The organism is Streptomyces sp. NBC_01237 (genome assembly GCF_035917275.1).
In the GTDB taxonomy this organism is placed as follows: Bacteria; Actinomycetota; Actinomycetes; order Streptomycetales; family Streptomycetaceae; genus Streptomyces.
The window spans coordinates 1576634-1601525 of record NZ_CP108509.1; the positions used below are offsets into that span (position 1 = coordinate 1576634).

The window sequence follows — 24892 nt, forward strand, 5'->3', positions numbered from 1 at the left end:
GCAAGGGTCGGTGGACGTGTCAGGACGCGTAGCGGGAGCAGTGCTGCTGCCAGTCGTGCGCACCGCGCATGACGGTGCGCAGGGCGTCGTCCTGGTAGCGCCGCTGGGACGCCCGTTCGGCTTCGTCGAGGCCGAGGCTGTCGCACAGTTGGGGCAGTTGCCGTTCCAGTGCGAGGAAGCGTTCGGTGCGGGCGCGGATCATGTCGCAGATCAGGGCGATGGACTCGGTCCGGGAGCAGTGTTCCTCCCGTTCGATGATCAGGACGAGGTTGTTGTCGCCGAGCGCCTCTTCCTTCTCCAGGGAAATGATCTCGTTGTCCAGGGTGACGACCTCGGCGGCGAGGTGCCGCAGGGTGGTGACGAGGGAGCTGCGGTACGCCCGTTCGGCGATCTCGAAGTGGCCGAGCCGCTCGGCCAGGTCGAGGATGGGCGGAACTCCGCAGGTGTCCCGGCGCAGCGTCACATGGCCGGTGGACGACGGGCCCGCGCCCCCGGAGCGGTTGGCGGCTTCGGTCACATGCCCGGCGAGGTAGGCGTGCCAGTTCGCGGCCGCACGTGCCTGCCAGCTCGCCGACATGCCTTCACAGCTGCGTTCCCAGAGGTCGGCGAGGGCGAGCGGGGGCGCAGCCCTTGTCGGAGGAAGGGGCGAGGGGGCTTCCAGCACTTCGGCAACGGCGTGGACGAGCTTCTTCGCCCGCTCCCTATCCTGGCCCATGGAGCCGTCGAAGGCGTCGTCGAACAGGAAGAACCAGCTCTGCTGGTCGACGCCCAGGCCGAGATCGGCACCGGTCGCGGAGGGATGGAACCTGCCCGCCAGTTCGGGATATGCCCCCCGCGCGTGACGTTGCACGGCGTCCGGGCCGCGCAACAGGCCGAAGGACGACGGCCAGACGAGATGGCCGGCGGTGGCACGCCCGGCGTCCGGGCTGACGCGCCGGGGAAAGGGAATGTACGTGTCGACGCCCTGAGGCATGGCGGCGCACCTTTCTGCCCGTCAGGGCCGGCTACCGGGCCACCACGTCCATGAGAAGACCACCCGGCCGCACCAGCGCCACCGGCCTCTCGCGGACGCGGATGCCCGGCTTGGGCACGAGTCGCCACTGCCGGGCGATGGTCGCGACGCAGACCAGCACCACTTGCAGAGTGAAGTGGTCTCCCACGCATTTGTGTTTGCCTGTGCCGAAGGGCATGTACGCGCTGCGCGGCAGATGGGCGGTCCGGCCGTCGAGCCAGCGCTGCGGGTCGAACCGGCCGGGGTTCTCGTACTGCGGAGCGTGGCGGTGCAGGGTGGTGAGGCTGAACGCGACCTCGCCGCCCGCCGGGATGCGGTATCCGCCGAGGTCGACGCAGTCCTCCGTGCGCCGGGTCAGCAGCCAGGTCGGGGCGTGCACACGCAGGGACTCCTTCACCACGGCCCGGGTGAAGGTGAGGCGGGCGAGGTTCTCCAGGGTGAGTGGTCCCTCGCCGAGGACGGTGGTGAGCTCGTCGACCAGTTGCCGCTCGATGTCGGGGTGCCGGCTCAGCTCGTGGAACAGCCAGGCCAAGGACGCTCCGGGCCCTTCGGCCCCGGCGACCAGGAGATGCACGATCTCGGTCCGCAACTCCGTGTCGCTCATGCGCTGACCGGTCGTCAGCTCCCCCTCGGCCATGAGCACGTCCAGCATCGCCGCCCCGTCGTGGCCGGCCGCGTCGGCGTGCCGGTAGTGGGCGATGATCCGGTCGACGGCATCCGTCATCTGCGCGTCGGCGCGCCGGAAGCGACGGTTCAGCGGGATGGGCAGCTTCTCCATCCATTCCGCCGGATAGAGCGAATGGGCCACCATTCCCGCCATGATCCCGGCGGTCGCCTGCTTCACCTGCGCCGCGGAGTCGGCGTCGAGCGCGCCGCGAAACAGTACGCGGGTGAAGATGTCTACGCCGAGGTCGTACATCTGCCGGTCCACGTCCATCGTCCGGCCCGGCTGCCAGGACCCGACCCCGGCAGCCGCCAGCTCGATCATGGAATGGGTGTACTGCTCGATCCGGCCCGGCCCGAAGGCGGGCTGGACCAGTTTGCGCTGCCTCCTGTGCGGCTCACCTTCGACCATGGTCAGACCGGGTCCTACGACCTTCTCGGCCTTCTCGAACAGGAGCCCGCGCGTGAAGTGACCGGCGTCGGTGACCAGCATGGAGTGGACCAGGTCGAGCGAGTTGGCGACATGGACCGGCCGTCTGCCGACGTAGATGGTGACCACATCGGCCAGGGGCAGCAGGGAGGCCATGAAACCGAGAGGGTCTCGGAGCATGGTGGCGAGGTGGCCGAGGACGGGGAGCCGTCCGGGGACCACGGGCGGCGCGGGCAACGCGGGCGGATCGCCGGGCGCCGCGTCGTCCACTGCCTGCACGTTCTCCTGCGCGGGGTCTCCTGCGACATTCGTCATGACCACAGCCTTTCGGCGGCGCGGTGCCACAGACACGATCGGAAGAGCCAGAACCCCGGCCTCCGAGAACTGCGGCCATCGGGCGGACGCGCGTACTTGCCGGTCCCCCGCTGCTGGTACCTGCCGTACGGGGGGATACCCCCACGGTTGATCACGCGGCAGCACCGCAGAGGGAATCCCCTCGCCGGACGGTGCTCCGTCGGACACAAAAAGGCTAGCCGCCCACGCCACCCCTGAGAGTCACCCGAAAGGGTGCTGTGATCCGCCTCGGGAATCCTTGTCCCGGCCCGTTCGCGTTCTGAAGCGGTCCCGGCCGGTCGCGGCACCGGTCCGGCCGCTCCGTCATGAAAAACGGAAAGGTGGCACCGGACTTCTCCGATACCGCGCCTGCGGCGTGTATGTCCACCGGTGCGGGTACCTGCACCGGCGGCCCGCGGCCGCCCGCCCGGCCCGGGGACGAACGGCCGGTCAGCCGCGCAGCCGTGCGGCGAGCGTGGCGAGCCAAGCGCCGGGGGTGAACGGCACCGGGGGCTCGACCTCCGCGCCGAGCGTCACCAGCGCCAGGGCCAGGGCGTCCTCGTCGAGGCCGAGGGCGAGGAGGTCGTGCAGCTCCCCCGTCAGCTGGGCGGCGAGCCCCGTGTCGGTGCCCTCCAGGTAGTCGTCGAGCGCGGCCTCATGGTCGCCGAACTCGTCCGGCATGTCCTGCGAGAACCAGCCGCCGAGCAGTTGCGCCAGCTCGGGGAAGCGGGCCCGCCACTCCCAAGGTGTCGCGGGCGCGGCCGGCGGTGGGGCCTGGCCGTTCGCCAGGCTGTCGTCGAGCCGGTCGGCGAGGCCCGTGAGCCAGTCCCGCAATTCCTCGGGCAGCAGCCCCACATCGGGCAGCCGGTAGTACTCGCCGAGCCGCAACCGCAGCCGACCGGGCGGATTGTCGGCGTAGACGCGTAGCTGCTCGGCCGCGACGGCGATCGCCCAGGGCCGGGTGCGCCAGGTCTGCCGCAGATAGCCGGCCACCGCGTCGGGAGCGTGCGGACCGAGGCCCAGGTGAGCGCGGACGACCTGGTCGAGTTCGCCGTACTTGCGGTCGTGCTCGGCGGGGTTCAGGGACACGGAGCCTCTATAGGTCGACGGGCAGGGAGGAGTGCACGGTGAAGGGGTACGCGCCGGGCTCGCCGGATCCGGTCCGGCGGAGCACGACCCGGGCGGCGCGCACCGGGATCGGCTCCTGGCCGGCCAACGCCATCCCGGTGGTGAGCAGCGTGCCCACCGGATCGGGCCGCGAGGGCCAGGCGGCCTCGATCACGAGCCGCTCCCGGGTGGACTGGGCGAGCCAGCGGTGGATGGCCTGCTCGTTCAGCGCGATCACCTCCTGGGTGGCCCACTGGGCGGTCACCCGGTCCGGGAAGGTCGCGGCGCGGTCGGCGCGCACCGGGGCGGACGGTGCGGGGGGTGTCGTCATGTCAGGCACCGCCCCAGCCGCGCAGGGTGGCCCGCTGGGCGGCGGAGTAATTGGCGTGCCCGGTGGTGACGACGGCGTGCAGCCACTTCTGCGCGGCCTGCAGATCCTCCATCTGCCGGTCCCAGCGGTCGAGTTCGTCCACGAAGGCCTCGCGGGCCTCGCCCTGCCAGGCCAGGACGACCGGTACCGTGCGGTCGTACAGCACGCCCAGACGCTCATTGAGCGTCTTCACGATGTCTTCGAGGTCGCCGGCTATCTCGCGCAGCGCGACCAGGTCGACGGTGATCGAGCCGTCGTCGTTCACGTTTCCCCCTGCCTGGTGGATGTTCAGGTGTGTGTTCACATGTCGTTGAGCCTGCTGGTCGGCACCGCTCCGCCGCCGGGGCCCGCGCCGCCCGGTCCCTCGCCGGACAGTTCGCGTACCTCGGCGTCGATGTCGACCTTCTTCATCTCGGCCCGGAACTGCCGCAGGATGTCCAGCTCCTGGCGTGTGAACCCGTCCCGGCTCATCCGGACCGCTTCCGCCAGGACTCCCAGGATCTCCCTCACCCGTACGGCGTCCGCCCCGGCGTCGCGGTGCAGCTTCCGGTACGCCGTCGCCGCCTCGCTGCGCCATCGTGCCTCGGCCCGGTCGACGATCGCGTCCATCCGGCGCACCTGCCCGTCGATGTGCGTCCGCATGGCGTCCAGGTCGTCCGCGAGACGCTTCAGGTCCTCTTCCGTCACGGCGAGGTTCGGGTCGACAGTCATGGCGGCGGCTCCTTCCGGGGCGATGGGGTGGTGGGTCAGTGCTGCTCGGCGAAGTGTGCGTGAACGGCGTCCAGGAGGAAGCGGACGCGTGCGTGGGTCACATGGGGCATGACGGCGGCGAAGGCGGCGTCGAGCTCGGCGGGGGTGCGGAACAGGTACAGGAGGCGCTGCAACTCCCCTGCAAGGTCGGCTAGTTCCTCACATTCAGGATGCTCGCTGGTCAGGATCTCCTCCAGGGCCTCGTCCTGATCGGCGTACTCCCCCGAGATCATCGACGAGACGAAGGCCGATGTCAGGGAGAAGCGTCCGTTTGCCTCCCAGTCGGACAGCGGCAGCTGCGTCAGGTCCGGGTACGAGACGAACCGGCGATCACGGAGGATCCCGGCCAACGAGCGCAGGAAGTCCGTCGGCGGATCGTCGCCGGCCGCCCGTGCCAGCCCCTCGCGGTACGCGGCGGGCCTGGTCCCGAACGCCTCCGCGCCGACCTCGTCGGCCAGGAGGTCGAGCAGCGAGGCCAACGTCACCAGCGGCATCACGTGGCCGATCGCCCTGGAATCCTGGAGGAAGCGGGACAGTCGCTGGAGTTCGTCCTCCAGCGGTGCGGCCCCCGGGTTGCGCGATGCGGCGGCAGTGCGCAGCAGCAGCCCCACAATGCCCGAGGTGAACAGGTCGTCCTGTTTCGAGATCACGTGGCGCATTTTACGGGGGGAACGGGTAAGCGGTCCGGACGTAGAACGTCTCGGAATCCGGCGAGTAGGCGAGGACCAGCTTCAGGCTGTGGACCTGGGTCGGCTGGGCGTTGAAGCCCTGGGAGGCGAAGTCGGACTGCGAGACGGAGGACCCTGTCACGACGTTCGCCCCGTTCGCGTCCTTCACGGTGAAGACGCTCAGTTGCGGCGAGGAGGCGGGGCTGAACGTCCCGTTGGCCACCTTCTGCTTCTGCCTGTTCATCCAGTTCTCGATCGTCTGGATGTTGGCAGGGTCGTTCAGGGCGGCCTGGACGTGCTTCTGGGCGGCGGGCAGGTCCTGGAAGGCCGAGGCGTCGACACCCTGGTCCCGTACGCGCATCCGCAGCTGGTCCGGGGTGAGGCCGACGTGCCGGTCGATCGTGTGTCCCTCCTTCCCCGGCTTCAGCGGGTCGTTCGGGGAAGCCTGGTACGGGTTGGTCTCCCACTCCATCGAGGCGAGGTCGATGCCGAACCTGTTGTTCGGATCCCGCGACTGCTCGTTGAGCGGGACGATCGACCGGTCGAACTCGAAGAGCGAGCGCGCCCCGAACGCCTCCGCCCTCGCCGACTGCGACTCGAAGGTCGGCACCGCGCGCGACGCCTCCCGTAGCGGTTCGAGCAGGCCCTTCACCTTCTCCGTCTGGGCCCGCAGCCCGGTCTCGTAGGCGTCGACGGCCTTGTTGACGGCGTCCGTGTCGATACTGAGGAGGACCGCGGCGCCCAGGCCCTTCCACAGCTTCTTGAGGCGCTCGAAGAAGTTCCCGAAGAAGTCCTTGAGGTCGGTCAGGTCGAGGAGGGCCAAGGCGTCCTTGATGGCCCGGTACAGGATCTCGCGCAGCTCGGTGCGGACCTTCTGCGCGGCCTCCGCGTACGAGCGGATGACCTGGGCCAGGATCTGGGCCGTGGTGCTGAGAACACCGAAGACCGGAAGGCTCGTCCCCGCGCCGGTCGGCGGATCGTGCCGCCACTCGTAGCCGGCCGTGTTCTTGCCCCATGCCTTCGTGCCCCACACCGACGACACGAACTGCAGCATCGCCCCGTGCCAGTCCCCGTTGGCATGGTCCGTGATGGCGTCGATGGTGCCGGTGAGCTGTCCCTGGACGATGCCGAGGCCCGTCTGGTACGGCAACCAGGCCTGCGAGAGCTCGTTGACCCTGAGGTAGTTCGGGAGCGGCAGGATCTCCAGCGCGCGGCCGGTGCGCAGCGCCTCCTCGATCACTGAGCGCATCAGGGAGCCGGGGATGTCGCCGTCGAAGACGTCGGCGAAGTCATCGACGGGGTTGCCGTCGCGCACCCCGAAGGGCGGCGGGGCCGCGTACAACGGCGGACCGGTGATGACCTGCGGCGGCGGCTGTGGCGTGAAGGGTGGATTGAGCGGGTGGGTGGCCGCGTCCGCCTGCCGGAAGTTGTTGGCTGTGGTGGTGAAGCCGACTGCCGCGCCGCCGATGGCGACCACGGCCTTGCCGTGCACCTCCATGAGGAGAGCGACGACCGCGGCGTACTGGGTGGCGAACTCGGCTGTGGCACCGCCGGATCCGCCGACCTTGGAGTAGCCGGCGTGAACGTCGAGGAACTGCACGAGCGCCTTGTGGAACGACTACTGCTCGACGGCAAGGGCCGTTGACACCTGGTACAGCTGAAGCGGCTGGACGTCGATGCCGCCGGGGCCCGTCCACGGGCTGGTCACCGGGGGCGCGGGCGGCGGAGGCAACTGGGCCGGCGGACCGGGGACCGGCGGGGTCGGCGGCGCGTTCGGGGTCGGAGACGGCGTCGGCTGGGAGCCGGGCGTGCCCGACGGCTGCCCCGGCGACGGCAGATGCGTCGCGCCGGGTGTCGGTGTGCTGGGCGGCGGGCTGGAACTCACCGGTGCGTGCCGCCGGCTCCGCCCATGCCGCATGCCGTACTCGCCGCGCGGAAGTGCGCGTACGTACCCGTGCCTCGTTCCCGCCCCATGGGTCCCCCGACTCCGTCAGACTGCGGCCGAAGGTAGCAGGACAACGGGTCAAATCCCTTGAGCAGCACCGGGGTTGGCCGAAAGAGGCCGCATGCGCACCATCGGTCCCGCCGACCGTGCCTAGATACCGCGGCCTACGGGATCCGGCGGATGAGCAGCGACCGGGCCCGGACGAGGACTGGGCGGCAACCCGGCCCGGACGGCGACCGCCCCCGCGAGTACCGGCCGTCCGCGTGCGGGGCGGCGGCCGAGCGCCGCCCGTACGAGGCGGAGGCCTTGGCGCGCCGACAGAGGAACCTCGCCGGCCACGGCCTCCCTGACGGGCATGACGCTCGCGTATGGTCACAGGCTGCGGGTGACGGATCCTTCCCCCCATCCAGGAGGAGATCGCCATACGTACCGGCGTCGGCCGCGGCCACCGCCGCAGTGCTGCGGGGACGCGCGCCGTCACCGGATCGGTGCCGCTGTTCACAGCTGGTTACCACCCCCGAACGCACGAAAGGCCGCCCTCCCATGGATGAGAGAACGGCCTCCGACCTGCGTTTCCACACAGTCGGGACGACAGGATTTGAACCTGCGGCCCCTTGACCCCCAGGAGTAGGGCCTATCCCTTTTGTCCACACATACGGCCAGAAATCAAGGTGGATAGTGTGCGGTGCCGTGCGTGCCGTTCACGTGCGCGGATACCGTGTGGTCCCCAACCGGTCCCCACGGGGCATGTCCGTGACGCGCACGTCCAAGGGCCGCCGCCGGGTCAAGCGGCTGGCTCCCGCCAGGGCCTGTCACGGCGTGAGACCTGGCGGCCTTCAGCGTGAGCTCGCGGATGGTGTCCTGCCATTGCCAGGAATCGCTGCTGCACCACTCTGCTTCATCGGCCGGCTGCCAGGCCGCCAGTTCGTCCAGGCAGGCGATCACTGTAGAGGCGTCGGTGCCAGGAATTCCGGTCTCGCTGTCGAGTCGCCCTTTGATGTCGTGCAATCGGTGAGCTGGACGGTAGTAGGAGGGGGAGAGAGCTGGGAGTCGGTGAGTCTGCATATGGCGTAGCCACCGCACTTGCTGCACCAGTCGAAGTCGGTGCGAGCCATGCGGTCGGCGATGGTGAGGAGGTCGTCGTCGGCCACGACCGCGCGTTCATGGGCGGCCGGCATAGCAGTGAGTGGCCCTTGCCCTCGATCAGAGGGTTGGCGTTGGTGGTGTAGAGCTGGACTCTGGCCAAGGGACCCAAAGGGAGGCCGCTTCCGCTTCGCCACCGGTCGCTGCCGGGCTTCTGGAAAGGCGCGAGGTTGAGGCGGTCTTCCGTGAGCAGACCGTGCCATACCGCCACCGGCAGTCCGCCAGACCGCTTGGCGTCGATTCTCCGCAGGTCGTGGGCGCCGCGCGCCACCAGGGCGAGCCGGCGAAGATTCAGATCCCGATCTTGGGTGCCATAGGTCTGGCGGAGGGTTCGGCGTCCGCCCTCGGCAAGGCCGAGACTTTCACCAAAGTGCGGGCCGTGGACGCCTTGGCCGCGACTAGGTAGCTGAGCATCACGCACGTCGGGTTCGGGACTGGTCTCCGGCTCTTCCAGGCCGATCACGCTGGCGGGCAGGTCGCGGGCGCCTGCGATGAGGACGCCCAGCCACCCTTTGGCCAGCCGCCTCTCGATGGTGTCGAGAGGCAGCACTTCCGCTCCCCCACTCACCGAGAAGACGAGGTGCACCTGGTCGGCACCGGGCGCCAGCGTGCGCAACGCACTGATGTGATCGAGTGTGACGGGGCGCCGGTCGAAGACCGGGGTGTCATCGAAGATGCCTGGACGAACGATGTCCTGCTGACTTCCGGCGCCACGGTCACGCTCGGGCAGATCCGCCGTCCCGTCGGCCGGGCTGCACGGAAGGCCGCTCGCCGGGCCGAGCAGCCGTTCGGCGACGAGACCAGGGACTTCCCGTGTCAGGACGCGGCTCCCCCAGTCGGCATCCACGGTCCACGTGACCAGCACACCGAGCGTCCACGTATCCAGCCCCGTCCAGGAAGTCCGGGACATCATGATGTGGCGCGCCTTCGGACGCTTCTGGCACTTGCGCCGTCAGCCGACGTCTCGGAGCCCGGTCCACCGACGTCGCTGCCGCCCTGGCCTGTTCCTCCCAGGACTCGATCAAGCGCGCGGTCTCGGCTCGGGCCGCGTCGTGACCCTTCCGACTGCTACGGATGCCTCGCACGATCTCGTACGAGAGGTACGCACGCGCGCCCGGCCCTTCCCAGAGCCTCCCTGCCGCGCCCTGCCACCGACGCCACAGGTCCACGAGCGCCCCGGACACCCGGCTGTTGCCGCCGAGCACCGCGAAGGCCGGGTCCGCGCGCGGAAGCTCGGGCATGGGAAGAGTCATTGCGGCAGCAGCTACGACGAACTCCTCCGGGTCTACGAGCCGGGCCGCCTGGGCCCGAAGCGTCTCCAGGTACCGCGCCTTGGCCCTCAGTGACGGCTTCGCCCACTCCCTCAGCCAGGGAAAGCGAGCGAGCAGAGTCCGTGCCTGAAACAGGCTCCGTCCCGCGCCGAGCCAAGGGGAGAAGATCAGGCCCCGCAGAGTCTCGGCATCCTCACGTGCCTCCCGCAGCAATGTGCCGCCTTCCACATCCTCATCGTCGTGACCGTCGAAATCCTTCCCGTGCACAGGCTTGTCAGGTGTACGGGCCGACAGGAACTCCCTGCCCCGGTCTTGGCAACCGAGAACTACGGGGACGCCATGGTGAAGTGCGAACTGGCAGCGTTCGGCGGGCCCTTGTCATCCGACCTGCCCTGCTGAACGGTTCCAGCATGAACCTGTGTTCCGAAGAGCCGTCTGTAAAAGCACTGTTGCGGGCGGGCTTCGGTTGACAAGGTGAGAAGTTGATGAGGCAACGGGCTCATCGGAGTGAGTGAGGTCGAAGTGGTACGGCGTAGAAACCTGATGGCTTCCGGCATTGCGGTTGCTCTAGCAGGCGGTGGTGTGGCTGCATACGGATTGGCAGGCCGGGGCGCCGCCGGGGCCGGGGCCACTTCTGGCGACTTGGCTGCCAGCCCCGTCCAGTTGCGTGGACTCTTGCCGGAGCGATATGTGGCGTTGATCGCGCTCGATATTGGACGGCCTCGTAGTGGGCTGAGAGAAATGGTGAAACGGGTTCACGCGGCCGCCGAGCCGGGTACGTCTGTGGGGTTGGCCCTGGGGGCGACACTTTTCGGGCCCACGGATTCACTTCCTCGCCGGCTCAAGGCGATGCCGCACTTCGCGGGCGATCTCCTCGCGCCCGCCATGTCGCACGGAGACCTTCTTGTGCACGTCGCGGGCGACAAGGCCGCGGCGATAGGGAAAACCGTCGAAGGCATCAGAAGCACCGCCTCTCCGCACGGGACAATTCGGTGGCACATCGATGGCTCTCGTCCCGCCAACCGGGTCGAGGGCGGCAGGGGCCTGGCCCGTAACCCGTTCCACTTCACTGAGGGCTTCGGCAATCCGGGCACCGAGAGGGAATGCCTCGACCGCGCGCTCATCACTGCCGATCAGGACGAGCCTGAGTGGGCCTTGGGGGGCAGCTATCAGGTTGTGCGCATCATCCGGTTCGCGACCGACCTATGGGACAAAGACTCGGTACGTGAGCAGGAACGGATCATCGGCCGTCGACGCGACGGGGGTTGGCTTGACGGCACACCCGTCGACGAGCGGCCAAACTATGCGGCCGATCCGACGGGCAGGCTTACGCCGCTTGATTCACATGTACGCCTCGCAGCCCCTGACCGCCGCAGTCCCCCACCGATCGTGCGGCGCAGTTACAGCTACGACCGGGGCAACGGCGACACGGGGATCATCTTCTCCTGCTTCCAGCGAGACCTGACTCAAGGATTCGAGGCAGCCCAGGAACGCCTGCAAGGGGAATCCATGGCGAAGTACCTGCTGACCACCGGCGGCGGGTATTTCTTCGTCCCTCCGCCCGGTGACGGCTGGATGGACACACTCACGTACTGAGCGCGTCCCCGCCCGTCTCCGGGTGCAGTTGGACGGTCGCAAAAGAGCATTCTGTCCTGGCGGGGGTGTTTGATAACTGGCGTGATGTCAGCTGCTTGGGGCGGACCGTGCCGGCGTGTGAGGATCCGCCTGTGGAGTGTGATGTGTGCGGACTGGCGATGTGGCGGTGGCCGGTGCGGCCGACGGTCCGGGAAGAAGAGATCTGGTGCTGTTCGTGGTGTTATGCCGCCACGCAGGTGGGCGGCGAGTGGTTCGAGATCTCGCGACCGCCGTATCTGCCGATGGAGATGCGCCGGGAGAGGACTGTCGCGGATGGCCTTGCCGTCGGCGCCTCCCACGCTTTTGGCACCTTCGGCAAGTCTCTGTGTGGGATCCAGGAACTCGGCATGTCACCGTCTGACCACTGGTGGCTGCCGGAACGGGAGGCAGCCTGTGGCGCGTGCGGGGAAGCGGCGGGTGTCATCAATGAGCTTCTTCAGCGTTGCCGCTCCAGTGTGAGGACTGCTTTGGCGATTGACGTCATGCGGTTGGGGCTGCATCGGGCCCTGCGGAAGATCCGCCAGGACTTCAGCCTTGCGACCCCGCGTTCGACGGGTGCTCGCGCTGCGGCCAGTGCCTGATTGCGGGACTTTTCGGTGGGGGTGAGTTCCTGCAGGGGCCTGCGTTTGATGCCGGTGGTCAGCCACGGGCCGGCGCCCTGGTAGGCGAGATCGGCCAGGATCGGGACGCCCTGGCGCTCGCAGATCCGGATGATCCGGTGGGTGCGGGCGGCGGTCAGGTCGTGGGTGCGGCCCGGCAGGGCGGGCGAGAGCCACAGCAGCCGGCCGCCGGGGTCGGTGACGACCTGCACGTTCACACCATGGCGCCGGTGTTTGTGGGAGTAGCCGGCCCGGCCGTCGCCGACCCGGTCGCATTCGGCGAGGGTGCCGTCGAGCAGGACGAAGTCGGGGTCGTGCTCGCGCAGCGTCTTGAGCAGGCCCGGTGCACGTGCGGCGAGCAGGTCGACGATCGTGCTGGCGTAGGCGTGGGCGGTGGACTCGCTGATCCCGAACCCGGCGGCGATCTTTGCGAGAGTGGTGTGTTCGCGCAGGTACACCAGTGCCACCATCGCGCGCTGGGACGGGCGGAGCTTGCAGCGGCGGTCGCCCTCACGGGTGACGATCAGCATGGTGACCCACTCCACGAGTGCATGCGGCAGGTCGAGCGCGGCAGGATGGATGACCAACGAGGCCCCCGAGCAGTGTTGTTGAGACGTCAGACATCTCGATCAACAGCCCGGGGGCCTCGTCCGTTGCGCCCCACGGCCCATCACCCGATCGGTGGCCAACTCGAAGAAGCTCAATGACCGCTGGCCGCAGGCGATGAGGGGCGAGGACGCGCCGGTCAGCGTGGCCCGGCGACTATGAATACTTCCAGTGTCGCTTCTCGGGTGAGCCTTCGGCTCATCAGGTCGATCAGCGCGAGGTGGATCATGGCCTCGGAGCGGTGCGGGTGGGTTTCGTAGTCGCGGCGAGGCGGCGGTAGTGAGCCAGCCGAAGGTCCGCTCGACGACCCAACGCCGCGGAAACGCCTTGAATCCCCTCTAGTACTCCAGGGCGACTTCGTGATCTAGGTGTCCGAGTGGCTGGTGAGTCGTCGCCGGTAGTGGGCGCGTCTGGCTTGTGCCTGGTGGAGTCTGCGCCAGATTGACCAGACCAAAAGGCGGTGCGGAGGCGTGGCCGATGGTCTGAAGAGCCTGCCGATGAGGTGACGGATCTCCGGGATGGTCAGGTCGATCGGATCGCTGCTGCGGACCGGACGGTTCGGGTCGGTGCTCCGGTCTGGCGCCGAGCTGACGGCGACAGCGGCGAGGAAGGCAAGCGCGAGCATCGCCAGGGTGATGTGGCGGTGCCAGGAGGTCCAGTGGCGGACCTGGTAGTAATCCAGGCCGACCTGGCCTTTTGCGGCTTGGAAGCACTCTTCTATGCACCACCTGGTCCCGGCGACGCGCACCAGCGCGGACAGGGCAACCTCGCCTGGTGACCAGCACAGGTAGAAGGCGAGTTCGTCGGTTACGGGGTTGCGGCGGATCAGCAGGCACCGGTTCTTGTCGGCTCCGGTCTGCACCCATGCCCAGTCGTAGTGGCGCGGGCCCTTCGCTCCGGCGCCGGCGCTCTGCCGGTGCCAGACGTCCTGGGGCAGTGAGGCGGCCAGGGTGTCGGCCTGGCGCACTGTGCGGTTCTCGTTGATCCGTACCTTGGTGGTGCAGGCGACCGCCAGGACGTAGCCGATCCCGCGTGCCTCCAGGACGGAGCGAAGCTGTGGGTCCTGGCCGTAGACCTCGTCGCCGGTCACCCACGAGGAGGAGTACCCGGCATCCAGGGCCGCTTCGATCATCTGCAGTGCCAGGCGGGGCTTGGTGGCGAACTCCACCTGCTCGGGGGCCCGGAGCCCGACCGGCGATCGGGATCACGGCACCAGGTGTGCTCGGGGAGGTAGAGCCGACGGTCGATCAGTGCCCGTCCTCGCGGCGATGCGTAGGCGAGGAAGACGCCGACCCGGGCATTCTCGATCCGACCGGCAGTGCCGGTGTACTGCCGCTGCACGCCCGCCGAACGCAGGCCCTTCTTCAGGAACCCCGTCTCGTCCACGATCAGCACGCCATCACCGCCGAGGTGGTCCAGCACGTAGGACCGGACCTCGTCGCGCACCTCGTCGGCATCCCAGCGTGCGCTTCGAAGCAACCTCTGCATCGCACCGGGGCGGTCATGGCCTGCCTGCTCGGCCAGCTGCCAGCAGTTCTTCCGTTCGACACCGGACAGCAGTCCGAGGACGAACGCCCTTGCCGTCGCCCTCGGTTCCACTCGGCGGAACCGGCCCGCGATGCGGGCCATCGCCTGGTCGAACATCGCCCGCCAGCGGGCAGGGTCTACGCTATGGCCCGCGGCCATCGCACCATCTTCAGAAGTCCACACAACCTCTGATGATCACGCGGTGGCCGCTTCCGTATCGGCCCCTGCCGCCAACTGGTGCCAGGCATGGGTGCATCCGTCTGCGCAGAACCGCTCGCGGCGGCGCTTGTCCGCCACCCCCAGCAGCGCGACCAGCAGCCGAAACGCCTTCACGCGCTCGTCCTGCGGCAGATTGATGATCTTTGTCAGCTGCCCGGCCAACTGCCCGCGCGTGATCAGCACCGCCGGCGTGTGGGTTGGCCGGATACCGGCGATCCGCACGCTCTCGGGCCCGTCCTCCACCGTCGCCCGCGCCTGGATGCAATGTCCACCCAGATCCCGAAGGACCTCGAACTGCTCCTGACCGGGCAGGGCTTCGAACCACTCGACACCCTGCCCGATTGGGCGCAGGCCCTGCGCGAGCTCGTTCAACATGACCGTGCGCTCGTCCATCCGCCAACCTCCGCGATCCGGCTGAGGCCCATAGCCCCCGAAGGCCATCGAACCAGATCGCGAAGTATGACTGGAGTACTAAGGCTTGTCCCGCAATTGATCTCTGGAGCACGGTCGGCTGCTTCGCAGAGACGGGACTGAGCCTGTTACTCGGCCCGGAGGAGGTTGTGCAGGCGGGCGATGCCGAGCATGGCGTGGTGGACTCCGTCGCCCTTGAGACGGCAGTCGCGCAGGATCTTCCAGGTCTTCATGCGCGCGAAGACGTGCTCAACGCGGGCTCGGACCTGCTTGTGGGAGCGGTTGTGCTCACGCTTCCAGTCGCACAGGTCCCCGCCAGCAGGACGGCGGTGGGGAATGATCAGCCCGGTTCCCGGATAGCCGCCGTCGGCAATCGTTGTAGTCCTGCCGACGGCGGCTTTTGCGCCGGACTCGGACCAGGCCTTGCAGTCGTTGCGGTTGCCAGGCATCGGACGACCCACGAGAACGACCTGGTGGCTGTCTGCGTCGATGACGACCTGGTGGTTCGTGGAGTATCGATAGTTCTTCGACTGCTCCGCGATCGTGTGGTCGCGGGTGGGCACGAGAGTGCCGTCCACGATGAGCACGGTGCCCTTGCGGAACCGCTGCCGTTGCTTGAGCGCGAGCAAAGGTGCCGTGCTGGTGACTATCCGGTCGGCCGCAGACTTCGAGATGCCGAACAGGGGCGCGATCTGCCGCAGCGTCAGGTTGGTTCGCCAGTAGACCGCCACAAGCAGGACCCGATCCTCAAGCGACAGTGACCACGGGCGCCCCCGGCGGACCTCGTCCGCGCCCTCACGGCGAAGGACGGTGATCAGCTTGCGGAAGAGCTGCGGTCTCAGCCCGGTGAACGGGACGATCCACGAAGGCTCCGAAGCCATGATCACACCAGCCATACCAAGATCATGGCAGGTGAAGATCACGCCTTTCCCCAGCTCAGGCAGTTTCCAGCGCTGGGGGAAGGTTCGCGCTCGTGTAGGCGTCCGCGACGCTGAACGCACTGGCGCAAGTCGGGCACTCAGCACGGCCGAAGAGGTGCCTGATGCCCTCCGCGATGCGCTGTTGCCCGTCGCAGACCGCAGTGGCGTGCATCCAGCGGCCGGGGTCGGGAACCCCCTCGACTTGGGCCGGCAGCAGCTCCCGCCGCTCGACGTCGCCGCGATCCCAGTCGCGGATGGCCGAGTAGAAGCCGTAGTCCCCGATCGCGATGGTCACCTCCGCCACGCAGTGCGGACAGGACACCATGTAGAAGTCGTCGGCGAAGTTCTCCAGGGCGGCACTCCAGTGGTACTGCCCCGCGAGCGCGAGCAGATCACCGAAAACCCTGTGGTACTCGGCAGGGCGGCTCCGCAGTCCCCGCCAGGTCGCGCAGTCGGCTGAGCACCTCTGGACGGCCCGCGAGCAGGGCTTCCCCGTCAGGATGCTGCAAAGTGCCGCGCGCGATGGCGCCCGCCAGTTCAAGAGCCTGCGCAGTTGCGGGGGCCAGGTCCGCCAGCCGGGGCAGAGCGGCAAAGCTCGCCGGCGAGACAGTCTCACCGTGCAGGCATAGGCGATCCCAAAGCTCCTCCCATGCCTCGGGAGCTTCCTCGCGCTCGACCAAATCGAGAAGCACCAGCACTCGCTCAGTCTCCCCGTGGGCGTCCACCATCTGCGTCCAGTCCGTCACCACGGCATTCAACCGCTCCCGGAGCCCCAGATGTCAACTACCAGAGGGCCGAGCCGCACTCTTCCTTGATCATTACGGGACAGCCCTTAGGCAGGGTCTCGGCGGGTGACTTCGACGTCGATGCCGAGGCGGGCGCCGTGCTCGATGACCTTGGTGTGGTAGCCGGTGTCGGCCCAGGCTTTGGTGACGCGGGGGTGGTCCGTGGCGATGTTCGAGAGCACGTGGATGCCGACGTTGTCGGAGACGCCAGCTGGCCGTGACCAGCACGGCCAGGAGGAGGCCGAGTGTGTCGACGCCGATGTGGCGCTTGCGGCCTGCGATCTTCTTGCCCGCGTCGATGCCCTGGCCTGACGCGGGCACGGTTGCGGAGGTCTTGATGCTCTGGGCGTCAAGGATGTAGGCGGTAGGCTCGGCATCCCGGCCCTCGACTTCCCTCACAACGCTTTCACGACCTCCGGCACTCGACCGCCACCCCGCTCCTGGAACAGGGTGGCGACCTTGTCGTGATCAAGGAACTCTTCGGCCACGCCCACATCGGCGTCACCGCCAGCATCTACGCTCATGTCCGACTTCACCTCCAGCGCCAAGCCATCGATACCCTTGGCAACGCCCTGCGCGACCCTGCGGCCCGACGACAGCGACGAACCGCCACTTTGTGCAGCGCCCGTCGCTGACGCTGCCGTCAATTACTGCCGTCAGACCCCCAGAGGCCCCACCGGAGCGCATTCCGGCGTGGCCTCTGTGTTCATTCATTGGTATGAACAAAAAATCCGCGAGCGAAGGCGACGACCTATCGCCGATCCCTAGGGCGCCTCAGATTTTCAATCTCTTCTTGCGGTTCTGGAATATCGATCGAAATCTCGCCGAGTTCCCCCTTCGACACTCTGTCGAAGGAGGAGATTGCGGATCGCACATCATTGCGAGCCCATCCAGTGCGGATGAAGAATTCGCTACGGGACAATGCTTCTGCTGATTCGATTACACAGGCGAGGAGTCGACCAAGCTCAACCTCTGTCAAGGTGAGCATGAAGCTGTTTTTATCGCGCTTGAGCTGCATACATCACCCGTTCGGGTCGAGTCGGGACAGGAAGTTTTCGGCCGACGTCTTGAAGGCTGTCATCGAGTATGCGCCGCGCTGAATAATCATGACTCCACGGCTTGAATCATACCATCCCATTCCTCCACCCTTAATCGCCTTCCCCGTGCCACTATTTGCATACATGTCAAGATAATCTGCGAGCTCGTCGTCAACCATTCCCAGACGGTGACTCACATTCCCCTTGGCGACTTCTTCACCAATATGCAGAACACCTTGATAGGCAGGGTCGGAACACCCGTCCATTCCACCGGAATTGTGAACGAGGACCGGGGTGGTACCGGCGAGTACATAATACGTGTGCTCGCAGCCCCTCCTCTAGCTGCCTTTATGCAGGTGGGGAGGGGTTTTGGCGTCCGCCGCAGTCCGTGGTTGTGCGCCTGAATCCGTGGTTGTTGCCGTCGCTACTGCCGTCAGGAGCGGGGGGCCTCGGGTGGGGCGGGGATGCGGTCGCCGCGCGATTCGGCGACCCGGAGTGCGTCCGTCAGGGCTTCGGTCAGCCGGCAGGCGAGCCACCGGTATTCGACGGCCGAGAGCATCTTGGCTCCGGGGGCGACGACCTTGCGGGCGTACTCCAGGAGTTCCTCGCCCATGTCGAGTTGCACCTCTTCGATGCTGTCGGCGAGGGAGGAGAGGTAGCCCCTGCCGTCGGTGCTGAGGTAGCAGGGGTTCCCGTCCTGAGCCGTCCACGGAAGTAAGCGAGGTCCGGTGACGCCTGCTGCTGCGTCGTGCAGCTCTCTGCGGCGCATGCGGTCCGCGTCGGTCCTGGATGTGCTCACCGTGCACCCCCACCTGGGTCGCCGAATGGAACACGGCGACCGTAGTGGGCGACGGTCCGTCACTCCACGCACGAGGCATGCCAGTTGGCGACGGAGGGTGTCAGAAATATCGCGCTGCGTGGCACCTATCCGACGACGGCCAGGTAGGAGGCCATGTCGCGCATCTCGGCAGTGAGGGTTCGCTTGCGCTTCTTCAGGATCTCCTGCATGGTCTCGGCGGCCATCCGCTGATGCCTCAGCCACTCCGGGGATGCCTGGCGAACTCCGGTCAGCTCGTCCATCGCCGCGGACAGGTCGTTGGTCCGGGCGTGGGCGCGGGCCACGTCCAGGCGGTGGCGGTTCCAGTTCTCGCCGCTCGGCCGCCCGGCGCTCTTCCACGCCTTGGGCGACATGGCGTCCTCGCCGGATTTGCGGACGACGGCGCGGGCGTCTCCCACGACCATGTCGTCTTCCACGCCCTTCATGCCTACGGTCAGCGGCCCGAAGGTAGTCCAGTGCCGGAAGAACGAGCCGGTGTACTCCCGTCCCACAGCAGATGCGGCCGTGTTCGCGACACGGTGGTAATGGTGGGCTTCCTGGGGCCGGTTGTTGCGCCCTGCTGCAGCCGCGGCGCGCAGTGCCAGCCACCCCCATGCCGCGCATTCGTCTGGCGTCGCGCGGGACAGTCTCGGTTCGATCAGGTCGGCAGTCTGAGAGGCAAGCTGTTCGGCTTCGTCCAGACGGCCCTGGCGCAGGAGCAGCCAGCACATCCCAATGACGCCGGATGCCCCAGTGAGTGTGTCCCCGGCCTGGCGTGCGTCGGTGATCGCGCCGGCCAGGGCGGTGTAGGCAAGATCGTACTGCCGCACCTGCGTCAGGTACCGCCCCGCCAACTGCAACGCCTCGGCACGAGCCAGGAGTGCCTGGCCGTGCTCCTCACCATTGTCGAAGTGCGCAACCGTGCTGTTCGCGTCCCGCAAGAGTGCAGGCAGTTGGGATGCGACGCTCTTGTAGCTGTCGGAGTGGTAGAGCACCGCCCCGTCGTGGACGGTACGCCGGAACCGGCGCAGGTTCGGCTCCTCGTCCGCGCTCTCCCCGTCCGAGTCGGTGAGTCCCACTGGTGGTGTTAGGGCCGCGCGGAGCTGGATCAGGTTGACGCGGTTCGGGTCCTCCGAACGACCCACGGGCTCCGGAGCGTCCGGCGCCAGAAGCGTTGCCGTGGTTACGCTCAGCGCGCGGGCGAGAGCGTGAAGGGTTTCCATACGGACCGTGCCGCCCTGCTCGACCTTACGCACCGTCCCCGGCGAGATGCCTGCGGCGTGGGCCAGTTCTTCCTGGCTCATACCGGCCCGACGCCGGTACTTACGGACGTTGTCCGCCAGTTCCGTAGTCATAGCTGACCACCTCCAGCGCCACGGTACGCCGGTCCGACGAGTCAACCGAGGGCTATTTGGCAGATACCCGCCGGAGGCGGTGACCCACCACCGACTTGGTGCCGAACAGGTAGGCGGGGCCCCGGCAAGATCGGGGCCCGAGTGGGAGGGGTCCCTCGTCGGTCGGGCAGCTTCGCCGTACCAGGGTCCCCCGGGGGCCGCCAAGGCTCACCCGCTGACGCTTGCGCTTGGCCTTGGCGGCCCCCGGGGGTTCCTGGTACGCCTCCGGTGACCGGGCGACGAGGGGCCCCTCCCGCGACCCGACCACCCATCACCACGACGGAGCCGCACCCGTAGGTCGGCCTCCTCCACCCTCGGAGAGAGGGCCGGGGCCTGGGGCAGAGCCCCAGAACCATCCACGCTGAAGGCTGTTGCGCGCCCGGACCAGCGGGGCAGCCGGCAAGCGGGGCGGAGACAGGAGCGGGCGGCGGCCCCGAGGGGCCGGAGCGCGCGCGGGCCGCGTCAGCGGGCCGCCTTGATCAAGTAAAGAAACTCTGAACAGCTCACCCACTGGTCAAGCTGCCCGCCCGATGGTCAGGGTCGCTGCTGCCGGCGCTTCTTTCGATTCGGCCAGCGCGGTCTTCAGCTTCTCGCTCGGCGACATGTCCGGCTCGGCATCGTCGTCATGCTGGGGTGGCAGGAACAGGCCGCGTTGGCTCTTCTCCCGCTTGACCTTCCGGCGCTCGCTGTAAAGCCGCTGATGCTCCTCCCGGACCACGTTCCATCGCAGGTCCAGCTCCGCTTCCCGCGCCAGCAGCCCTCGTCGCTGAGGTCGGCGAACTCGGTGGCGGCAGCACGCGCCTCGCGGGCGATCTCATCGCGCAGCAGGTAGTTCGTGATCGTCCCGTGGTGCTTGCCCGGCTCCGGTTCCTGGCGGACGAAAACACCGCGCCCCTTGACCGCGTACACCAGCCCCGCTTGCTTGAGGCTTCGATAGGCGTTCTGGGCGGTGGAGTTGGCGACTTTGAACCGCTCTTGTTAATTCACATTTCCTTTACTCTGACGGTCACCGCCTCTGCCATCTCCGACTTGTCAAGTCCGACAACAAGCTCCACTCTGTCGGAACTTACTGGCATTCGCAGGTAGGATGTGTCGCCAACGACGTCTGAAATCTCGAGCACTCGGGTCGGGCATGCAATAACTCCGGAGAATTTGATCGACTCCTTCTCAATGATTACGCCCCTACCGATTCGCACCCTCACTTCCCCAAAATCGCCGTGTAGAACTGAAACGGTCACACAGGCTTCGTTGGCCGAGACTGGTCGATGGCACGGATCTTGGTCGGGGATATCTCCGTCACCGCCCACCGCTTCGATCTTCAGAATTCCCCATGGCACGTTTGCCAGAAATTCTTCCATCTCCACTCCCTTATTTTCCAAAAATGAGACCGTGAGGAGTATTTCTCCAACTGCATTCGTGTGGACGCGATGCGGCCCGTGCTGCCTGTCGGATCATTGACAGGCAGCACAGGCGGCGCACGGGTCCCTCCGAACCTAGAAGTCCGTGTATGGATTTATCTTATCGCGCTTCATTTGAGCTGCTTTCCTCCCCTGTTCACCGCTGCATGCCAGGCACTGAGGGAGTAGGTGCTGCTCAACGCTTGGGTCTACGAATGTCGAGACTGGCTGATGGTCTTTCACCCAAGTTCCTGATGGGTATCCAGACGCCCTTGTCCCGCATGTATGACACCCATACGCATTTCCATTCACGTTATTCTGGGCGATTTCGGCGTCTGTCCATGAGCGGCCCTGACTGCGTGCTGGAATTGTTCCGCCAGTGTACTCTCCGGGATAGAAGAGCTTGCAGGAATCTCCGTACCCGCCCTTCTTTCCACCAATGTTGTGCACGAGGACCGAAGTCGTTCCTGCGAGCACATACTGAGATTGAACGCGTGGTGTCGTTGGGGGTGACGGCTGGCCGTTGGCTGCGGTATCACCGAAGGTATGCGGTATCCACAAGGGGGCGGGCTGACCGCCGAACGGCAGCAGTTCCGCGAGGAGTTACGGCTGCAGGCGGCCGAGCGGTTCGCCCGGGGCGAGGGCAGTACCGCGATCGCCAGAGATCTGCGGGTCAGTGTCCGTTCGGTACAGCGGTGGCGGCACGCGTGGGCCGAGGGCGGCCCGCGATCCCTGCGGTCGCAAGGGCCGGCGTCACTGCCGAGGCTGAGTGATCAGCAGTTCGCTCAGTTGGAGGCGGAGCTGGCCAAGGGGCCGACCGCGCACGGCTGGGAGGACCAGCGCTGGACGCTGGCCCGGGTCAAGACGGTGATCGGCCGGCGCTTCCATCTGACGTACACGATCCAGGGTGTGCGGAAGCTTTTGGTGCGCAACGGCCAGGTTCCGGCCCGCAGAGCGATGGAGCGGGATGATGACGCGGTCGCGGGGTGGGCCAAGGAGGTGTGGCCCCGCGCGGAAGGCTAGCGGCGGCCCGTGGGGCCTGGCTGGTCTTCGAGGACGAAGCCGGCTTCTCCATGACGCCGCCGCACGCGAAGACATGGTCGCCACGCGGCCGCACCCCGGTGGTCCGGGTCCGCGGCCGTTCCCGCCGCCGGCTCTCCATCGCCGCGCTGACCTGCTACAAACCCGGCCACCGATCGAGGCTGATCTACCGGCCGCGACGGGACGACGGCAACCGTGACGGGCGCAAGAGCTTCTCCTGGCGCGACTACCGGGACCTGCTGATCGCAGCCCAACAGCAGCTCGACGGCCCCCTCGTGCTCATCTGGGACAACCTCAACGTCCACAAAGCCGCAGGTCTACGGGAGTTCGCCGAAACCCGCGACTGGCTGACCATCTACTACCTGCCGCCCTACGCACCCGACCTCAACCCCGTCGAAGGCATCTGGTCCCTCCTACGGCGCGGATGGCTCTCCAACGTCGCTTTCAGCACCCCAGAACACCTCGTCCAGACCGTCCGGCGCGGCCTGCGGCACATCCAGTACCGCAGCCACCTCATAGACGGCTGCCTCACCGAGACCGGCCTGACCATCAGACCCACCTGACCAGCAGCACGACATCCCGAGTTCAACCTCAGTAGCTTATGGATTTTCATCCATTAGGTCTTCGAGACTGTTATGCAAGCGCTCGCTCTGCATTCTGGTGGACGACCAAGCCCGACTGAAATGCACGAGATGCTTGGCATCTGATCGACTGCTCAATCCGAGATCCACAACAGCGCGAATGCACTCGACTTGCGATAGGCCCGCCTCCTTCAACTTGATCAGGATGGCTTCACGGCCAGCACCGTCTTCAAAGTCCCCGCGCGCTGAGCTCAGCGCACTTAGGTATCTATCCATGCAGATACTCTTCCCATCGTTTGGTGAGCTTTCGCTAGCATCCCTTAGGAAGGTCGATATTCCATTTTCCCGACTTACCATTCTCCGGACCTGAGCTTGTGCGAAGCCAATTGACCTCAAGCTTCCCAAATCCCTGGGCTGCAGCCGCTTCTATGATATTTCTCTTAAGAGCCAAGAAATCACTTGCACCGACAGAGCCTCGGGGAAGATCGCCGTCCGCTCCATAGATAGCCACATTATCTAGTACGAGCTTATTTCCATCGATTTCGACGAAGGCTCCGACGTCTATGTTCCCCTGGGCTGTGTTCAGCACCGTATGAAAGTAGGATCCGCCTCTAAAGTCATCGATAGATGCGTTACCCGAGCTGTTGTGCACGAGTACTGGTGTGCTGCCTGCGAGGACATAGTACGTGTGCAGGTCTGCGACCGTCAGGTTGTAGACCTTGGCTACCTGGGCCCAGTTCTTTACGTCGGCTACGCGCTCAAGCTTTCCGGCACTCGTACGAAGGTGCTGACCTGCACGAAGATCTTCGGCATCGACCCATTGCCTGAGCTCCGCCACCCAGAAGGGATGGCCGGCTGTGGCTGTGATTGACGCTGCTTCGGAGTTTCCATTGGGGTCAAAGGTGACTCTTACGAGGGTCTTGGGGCCCTGCCCAAGGATCTCTGCCGTTACGGTCTTCGCTATGGTTTCGCCGGTTTCTGGGTCCGTGGCCAGAACCTTGTCGCCGACTTCAACATCGGCAATCGCTTTGCGTGTCCCGTCAGCCATGAGAACGCTGGTGTCGGGCAGGAAGCTGTTGCACTTGCCGCGCTTCGCCATTTTGGCGATCTTGGCGATCTTGGCGATTTTTCCAACCGGAATGAGCCCTGCGACCGTCCAGACGCAAGAACTGGCGCTCCCTCCGACGCAACGCATTGCGTCTCGGACACCGATGAGCTCGAGAAAGTCCTCGGTTGGGCTAATCCACCCGAGATCATGAGCTGCCTTGCAGAAATCAGTACCGCTATCGGACGAGCACTTATTCTGAGCCCATTTCACAATCAGTTCGCTGTACGAAGCAGGCTTGCCGTAAGAATACCCGCTGTAGTAGAGCTCGGCTTTGGTAGGAATCGGCTCACCGCCAACCACCGGCCGTTCGTCAGAGCCGTTCGCGGAGCCGGAATTATCGCCTGTGGGATTCGCTGACCCGCTCCCGCCACTGCTGCCAGTAGCTTTATCCTTGTATTCCCAGCCGTCATCGGTCTTTGTGTAGCTACCGGTATCCGCGGAGCACTGGTGGGCTCCGCCACAGGCACCGTCGGGACGTAGACCGCTCGGGTCGGAGAGTGTGGCGGGATTGTTGTTGGCGTAGGTGTAGCCGTGCATCTGCTGGGGGTCGGACAGGTCGAGGATCGGGTCCACGGATATGAACCGGCCTGTGTCCGGGTCGTATTCGCGGGCGCCGAGGTGAGTCAAGCCAGTTGTTTTGGTGTCGTCGGTGCCGCCGACGAAGCCCTTGGTGCCCGGCCAGTTGGTTGGCGTCTGGCCACGTATTTCACCGAAGGGGAGGGTGCGGCGTTGCGTGATGGAGAGGTTGTTTGCCTGGATGGCGAGTTCGCCGGTGCCATGGTGATCGGCGATGGTGAAGGCGAAGGAGCCGTCGTCGCTGCGTATGGCCGTGTGACCGCCGCCGAGGCTGACGTAGCGAGTGGCTTTGGCCTGGTCGGCCCCTGTGGCAAGGGTGACCTCGGTGTGCCCCAGGTGAAGCGTGGTTTCGGTGGGTGTGCGGCTGATCAGCCGATTGCCGGAGGTGTCATACAGATAGCTGGTGGTTTTGCCGTTCTCGGTGACCGTGGCGAGGTGGTTCTCGGCGTCCCAGGTCAGCTCCTGTTCTGGGCGGGTGGTTGTGTTGCCGGCCGGATCGTACACGTACGACTCGGTGCTGGTTCCGGTGGAGTCCGTCGTGGTTCGT

22 protein-coding genes and 4 pseudogenes are annotated in these 24892 nt (G+C 66.6%); 3 read left to right on the plus strand and 23 right to left on the minus strand.

The window, feature by feature from the left end:
* Nucleotides 1–19: 19 nt before the first annotated feature.
* The 9 genes from OG251_RS43085 to OG251_RS43125 all read right to left on the minus strand — a co-directional run bounded on the left by OG251_RS43085 (nt 20) and on the right by OG251_RS43125 (nt 9334).
* Nucleotides 20–973: a terpene synthase family protein gene (locus OG251_RS43085; RefSeq protein ID WP_326682722.1), complete on the minus strand. Its 954-nt coding sequence runs from the start codon at nt 971–973 to the stop codon at nt 20–22.
* Between the two features lie 31 nt (nt 974–1004).
* Nucleotides 1005–2420, minus strand: coding sequence for a cytochrome P450 (locus OG251_RS43090; protein ID WP_326682723.1), 1416 nt, complete (start codon nt 2418–2420; stop codon nt 1005–1007).
* Between the two features lie 468 nt (nt 2421–2888).
* Nucleotides 2889–3527 (minus strand): contact-dependent growth inhibition system immunity protein, encoded by a 639-nt coding sequence (locus OG251_RS43095; RefSeq protein ID WP_326682724.1) that lies wholly within the window; start codon nt 3525–3527, stop codon nt 2889–2891.
* 7 nt (nt 3528–3534) lie between these two features.
* On the minus strand, nt 3535–3876 hold the full coding sequence (locus tag OG251_RS43100) for an RNase A-like domain-containing protein (protein WP_326682725.1): 342 nt from the start codon (nt 3874–3876) through the stop codon (nt 3535–3537).
* Nucleotide 3877: 1 nt separating this feature from the next.
* Nucleotides 3878–4219: a WXG100 family type VII secretion target gene (locus OG251_RS43105; protein ID WP_442818470.1), complete on the minus strand. Its 342-nt coding sequence runs from the start codon at nt 4217–4219 to the stop codon at nt 3878–3880.
* The gene (locus OG251_RS43110; RefSeq protein WP_326682726.1) at nt 4216–4626 is read right to left on the minus strand and encodes a WXG100 family type VII secretion target; all 411 of its coding nucleotides are present in this window, start codon (nt 4624–4626) and stop codon (nt 4216–4218) included. Before OG251_RS43110 ends, OG251_RS43105 begins: the two co-directional genes overlap by 4 nt.
* Nucleotides 4627–4661: 35 nt before the next feature.
* Nucleotides 4662–5315, minus strand: coding sequence for a hypothetical protein (locus OG251_RS43115; RefSeq protein WP_326682727.1), 654 nt, complete (start codon nt 5313–5315; stop codon nt 4662–4664).
* A 10-nt stretch (nt 5316–5325) separates the two neighbouring features.
* Entirely contained in the window at nt 5326–6933 is a 1608-nt protein-coding gene (locus tag OG251_RS43120; RefSeq protein ID WP_326682728.1) for an RNase A-like domain-containing protein, read from the minus strand.
* Nucleotides 6934–8176: 1243 nt separating this feature from the next.
* Complete coding sequence (locus tag OG251_RS43125) at nt 8177–9334, minus strand: hypothetical protein (RefSeq protein ID WP_326682729.1); 1158 nt, start codon at nt 9332–9334, stop codon at nt 8177–8179.
* Between the two features lie 1048 nt (nt 9335–10382).
* Between OG251_RS43125 and OG251_RS43130 the strand changes: the two genes are divergently transcribed.
* Nucleotides 10383–11288, plus strand: coding sequence for a Dyp-type peroxidase (locus OG251_RS43130; RefSeq protein ID WP_326682730.1), 906 nt, complete (start codon nt 10383–10385; stop codon nt 11286–11288).
* 475 nt (nt 11289–11763) lie between these two features.
* Here OG251_RS43130 and OG251_RS43135 read toward each other — a convergent pair whose 3' ends face one another.
* The 7 genes and pseudogenes from OG251_RS43135 to OG251_RS45140 form a co-directional block, all read right to left on the minus strand.
* Complete coding sequence (locus OG251_RS43135; RefSeq protein ID WP_326682731.1) at nt 11764–12513, minus strand: transposase family protein; 750 nt, start codon at nt 12511–12513, stop codon at nt 11764–11766.
* Nucleotides 12514–12671: 158 nt separating this feature from the next.
* A pseudogene (locus OG251_RS43140) lies at nt 12672–12870 on the minus strand (hypothetical protein); the annotation flags it as partial.
* A gap of 26 nt (nt 12871–12896) precedes the next feature.
* Nucleotides 12897–14161, minus strand: a pseudogene (locus tag OG251_RS43145) (IS701 family transposase).
* A gap of 93 nt (nt 14162–14254) precedes the next feature.
* Complete coding sequence (locus OG251_RS43150) at nt 14255–14671, minus strand: DUF5958 family protein (protein WP_326682732.1); 417 nt, start codon at nt 14669–14671, stop codon at nt 14255–14257.
* A 146-nt stretch (nt 14672–14817) separates the two neighbouring features.
* Nucleotides 14818–15585, minus strand: a complete 768-nt coding sequence (locus OG251_RS43155) for a transposase (protein WP_326682810.1) — start codon at nt 15583–15585, stop codon at nt 14818–14820.
* A gap of 40 nt (nt 15586–15625) precedes the next feature.
* Nucleotides 15626–16225: a hypothetical protein gene (locus OG251_RS43160; RefSeq protein ID WP_326682733.1), complete on the minus strand. Its 600-nt coding sequence runs from the start codon at nt 16223–16225 to the stop codon at nt 15626–15628.
* A gap of 222 nt (nt 16226–16447) precedes the next feature.
* A pseudogene (locus OG251_RS45140) lies at nt 16448–16796 on the minus strand (transposase); the annotation flags it as partial.
* Between OG251_RS45140 and OG251_RS43175 the strand changes: the two are divergent.
* Nucleotides 16796–16969, plus strand: a pseudogene (locus OG251_RS43175) (tyrosine-type recombinase/integrase); the annotation flags it as partial. The pseudogenes OG251_RS45140 and OG251_RS43175 sit on opposite strands and share 1 nt — an antisense overlap.
* Nucleotides 16970–17145: 176 nt before the next feature.
* Here the strand turns inward: OG251_RS43175 and OG251_RS43180 are convergent.
* From OG251_RS43180 to OG251_RS43205, 6 genes are all read right to left on the minus strand, one after another.
* Nucleotides 17146–17412 (minus strand): hypothetical protein, encoded by a 267-nt coding sequence (locus OG251_RS43180; RefSeq protein WP_326682734.1) that lies wholly within the window; start codon nt 17410–17412, stop codon nt 17146–17148.
* 3 nt (nt 17413–17415) lie between these two features.
* The gene (locus OG251_RS43185) at nt 17416–17610 is read right to left on the minus strand and encodes a hypothetical protein (protein WP_326682735.1); all 195 of its coding nucleotides are present in this window, start codon (nt 17608–17610) and stop codon (nt 17416–17418) included.
* Between the two features lie 254 nt (nt 17611–17864).
* Nucleotides 17865–18200, minus strand: coding sequence for a hypothetical protein (locus OG251_RS43190; protein ID WP_326682811.1), 336 nt, complete (start codon nt 18198–18200; stop codon nt 17865–17867).
* Between the two features lie 155 nt (nt 18201–18355).
* The gene (locus OG251_RS43195) at nt 18356–19603 is read right to left on the minus strand and encodes a helix-turn-helix domain-containing protein (protein WP_326682736.1); all 1248 of its coding nucleotides are present in this window, start codon (nt 19601–19603) and stop codon (nt 18356–18358) included.
* Between the two features lie 553 nt (nt 19604–20156).
* Nucleotides 20157–20360, minus strand: coding sequence for a hypothetical protein (locus OG251_RS43200; protein WP_326682737.1), 204 nt, complete (start codon nt 20358–20360; stop codon nt 20157–20159).
* A 265-nt stretch (nt 20361–20625) separates the two neighbouring features.
* Nucleotides 20626–21000: a hypothetical protein gene (locus OG251_RS43205; protein ID WP_326682738.1), complete on the minus strand. Its 375-nt coding sequence runs from the start codon at nt 20998–21000 to the stop codon at nt 20626–20628.
* A gap of 585 nt (nt 21001–21585) precedes the next feature.
* On the opposite strand from OG251_RS43205, the gene OG251_RS45145 reads away from it, so the two are divergent.
* Nucleotides 21586–22643 (plus strand): IS630 family transposase gene (locus OG251_RS45145; RefSeq protein WP_442818471.1). Its coding sequence is split into 2 segments (ribosomal slippage): nt 21586–22023 and nt 22026–22643, totalling 1056 coding nucleotides; the frame shifts between segments, so codons are not numbered across the junction.
* A gap of 328 nt (nt 22644–22971) precedes the next feature.
* Here OG251_RS45145 and OG251_RS43220 read toward each other — a convergent pair.
* A partial coding sequence (locus OG251_RS43220; RefSeq protein ID WP_326682740.1) for a polymorphic toxin-type HINT domain-containing protein occupies nt 22972–24892 on the minus strand: 1921 nt, incomplete at its 5' end.

Bases quoted from the DNA above. Each gene is read 5' to 3' on its own strand.
- OG251_RS43205 (WP_326682738.1), bottom strand. From the start codon at position 21,000: ATGGAAGAATTTCTGGCAAACGTGCCATGGGGAATTCTGAAGATCGAA.
- OG251_RS43190 (WP_326682811.1), bottom strand. From the start codon at position 18,200: ATGCGCCGCAGAGAGCTGCACGACGCAGCAGCAGGCGTCACCGGACCT.
- OG251_RS43100 (WP_326682725.1), bottom strand. From the start codon at position 3,876: ATGACGACACCCCCCGCACCGTCCGCCCCGGTGCGCGCCGACCGCGCC.
- OG251_RS43185 (WP_326682735.1), bottom strand. From the start codon at position 17,610: ATGGTTGACGACGAGCTCGCAGATTATCTTGACATGTATGCAAATAGT.
- OG251_RS43090 (WP_326682723.1), bottom strand. From the start codon at position 2,420: ATGACGAATGTCGCAGGAGACCCCGCGCAGGAGAACGTGCAGGCAGTG.
- OG251_RS43110 (WP_326682726.1), bottom strand. From the start codon at position 4,626: ATGACTGTCGACCCGAACCTCGCCGTGACGGAAGAGGACCTGAAGCGT.
- OG251_RS43155 (WP_326682810.1), bottom strand. From the start codon at position 15,585: ATGGCTGGTGTGATCATGGCTTCGGAGCCTTCGTGGATCGTCCCGTTC.
- OG251_RS43195 (WP_326682736.1), bottom strand. From the start codon at position 19,603: ATGACTACGGAACTGGCGGACAACGTCCGTAAGTACCGGCGTCGGGCC.
- OG251_RS43085 (WP_326682722.1), bottom strand. From the start codon at position 973: ATGCCTCAGGGCGTCGACACGTACATTCCCTTTCCCCGGCGCGTCAGC.
- OG251_RS43125 (WP_326682729.1), bottom strand. From the start codon at position 9,334: ATGATGTCCCGGACTTCCTGGACGGGGCTGGATACGTGGACGCTCGGT.
- OG251_RS43150 (WP_326682732.1), bottom strand. From the start codon at position 14,671: ATGGACGAGCGCACGGTCATGTTGAACGAGCTCGCGCAGGGCCTGCGC.
- OG251_RS43180 (WP_326682734.1), bottom strand. From the start codon at position 17,412: ATGCAGCTCAAGCGCGATAAAAACAGCTTCATGCTCACCTTGACAGAG.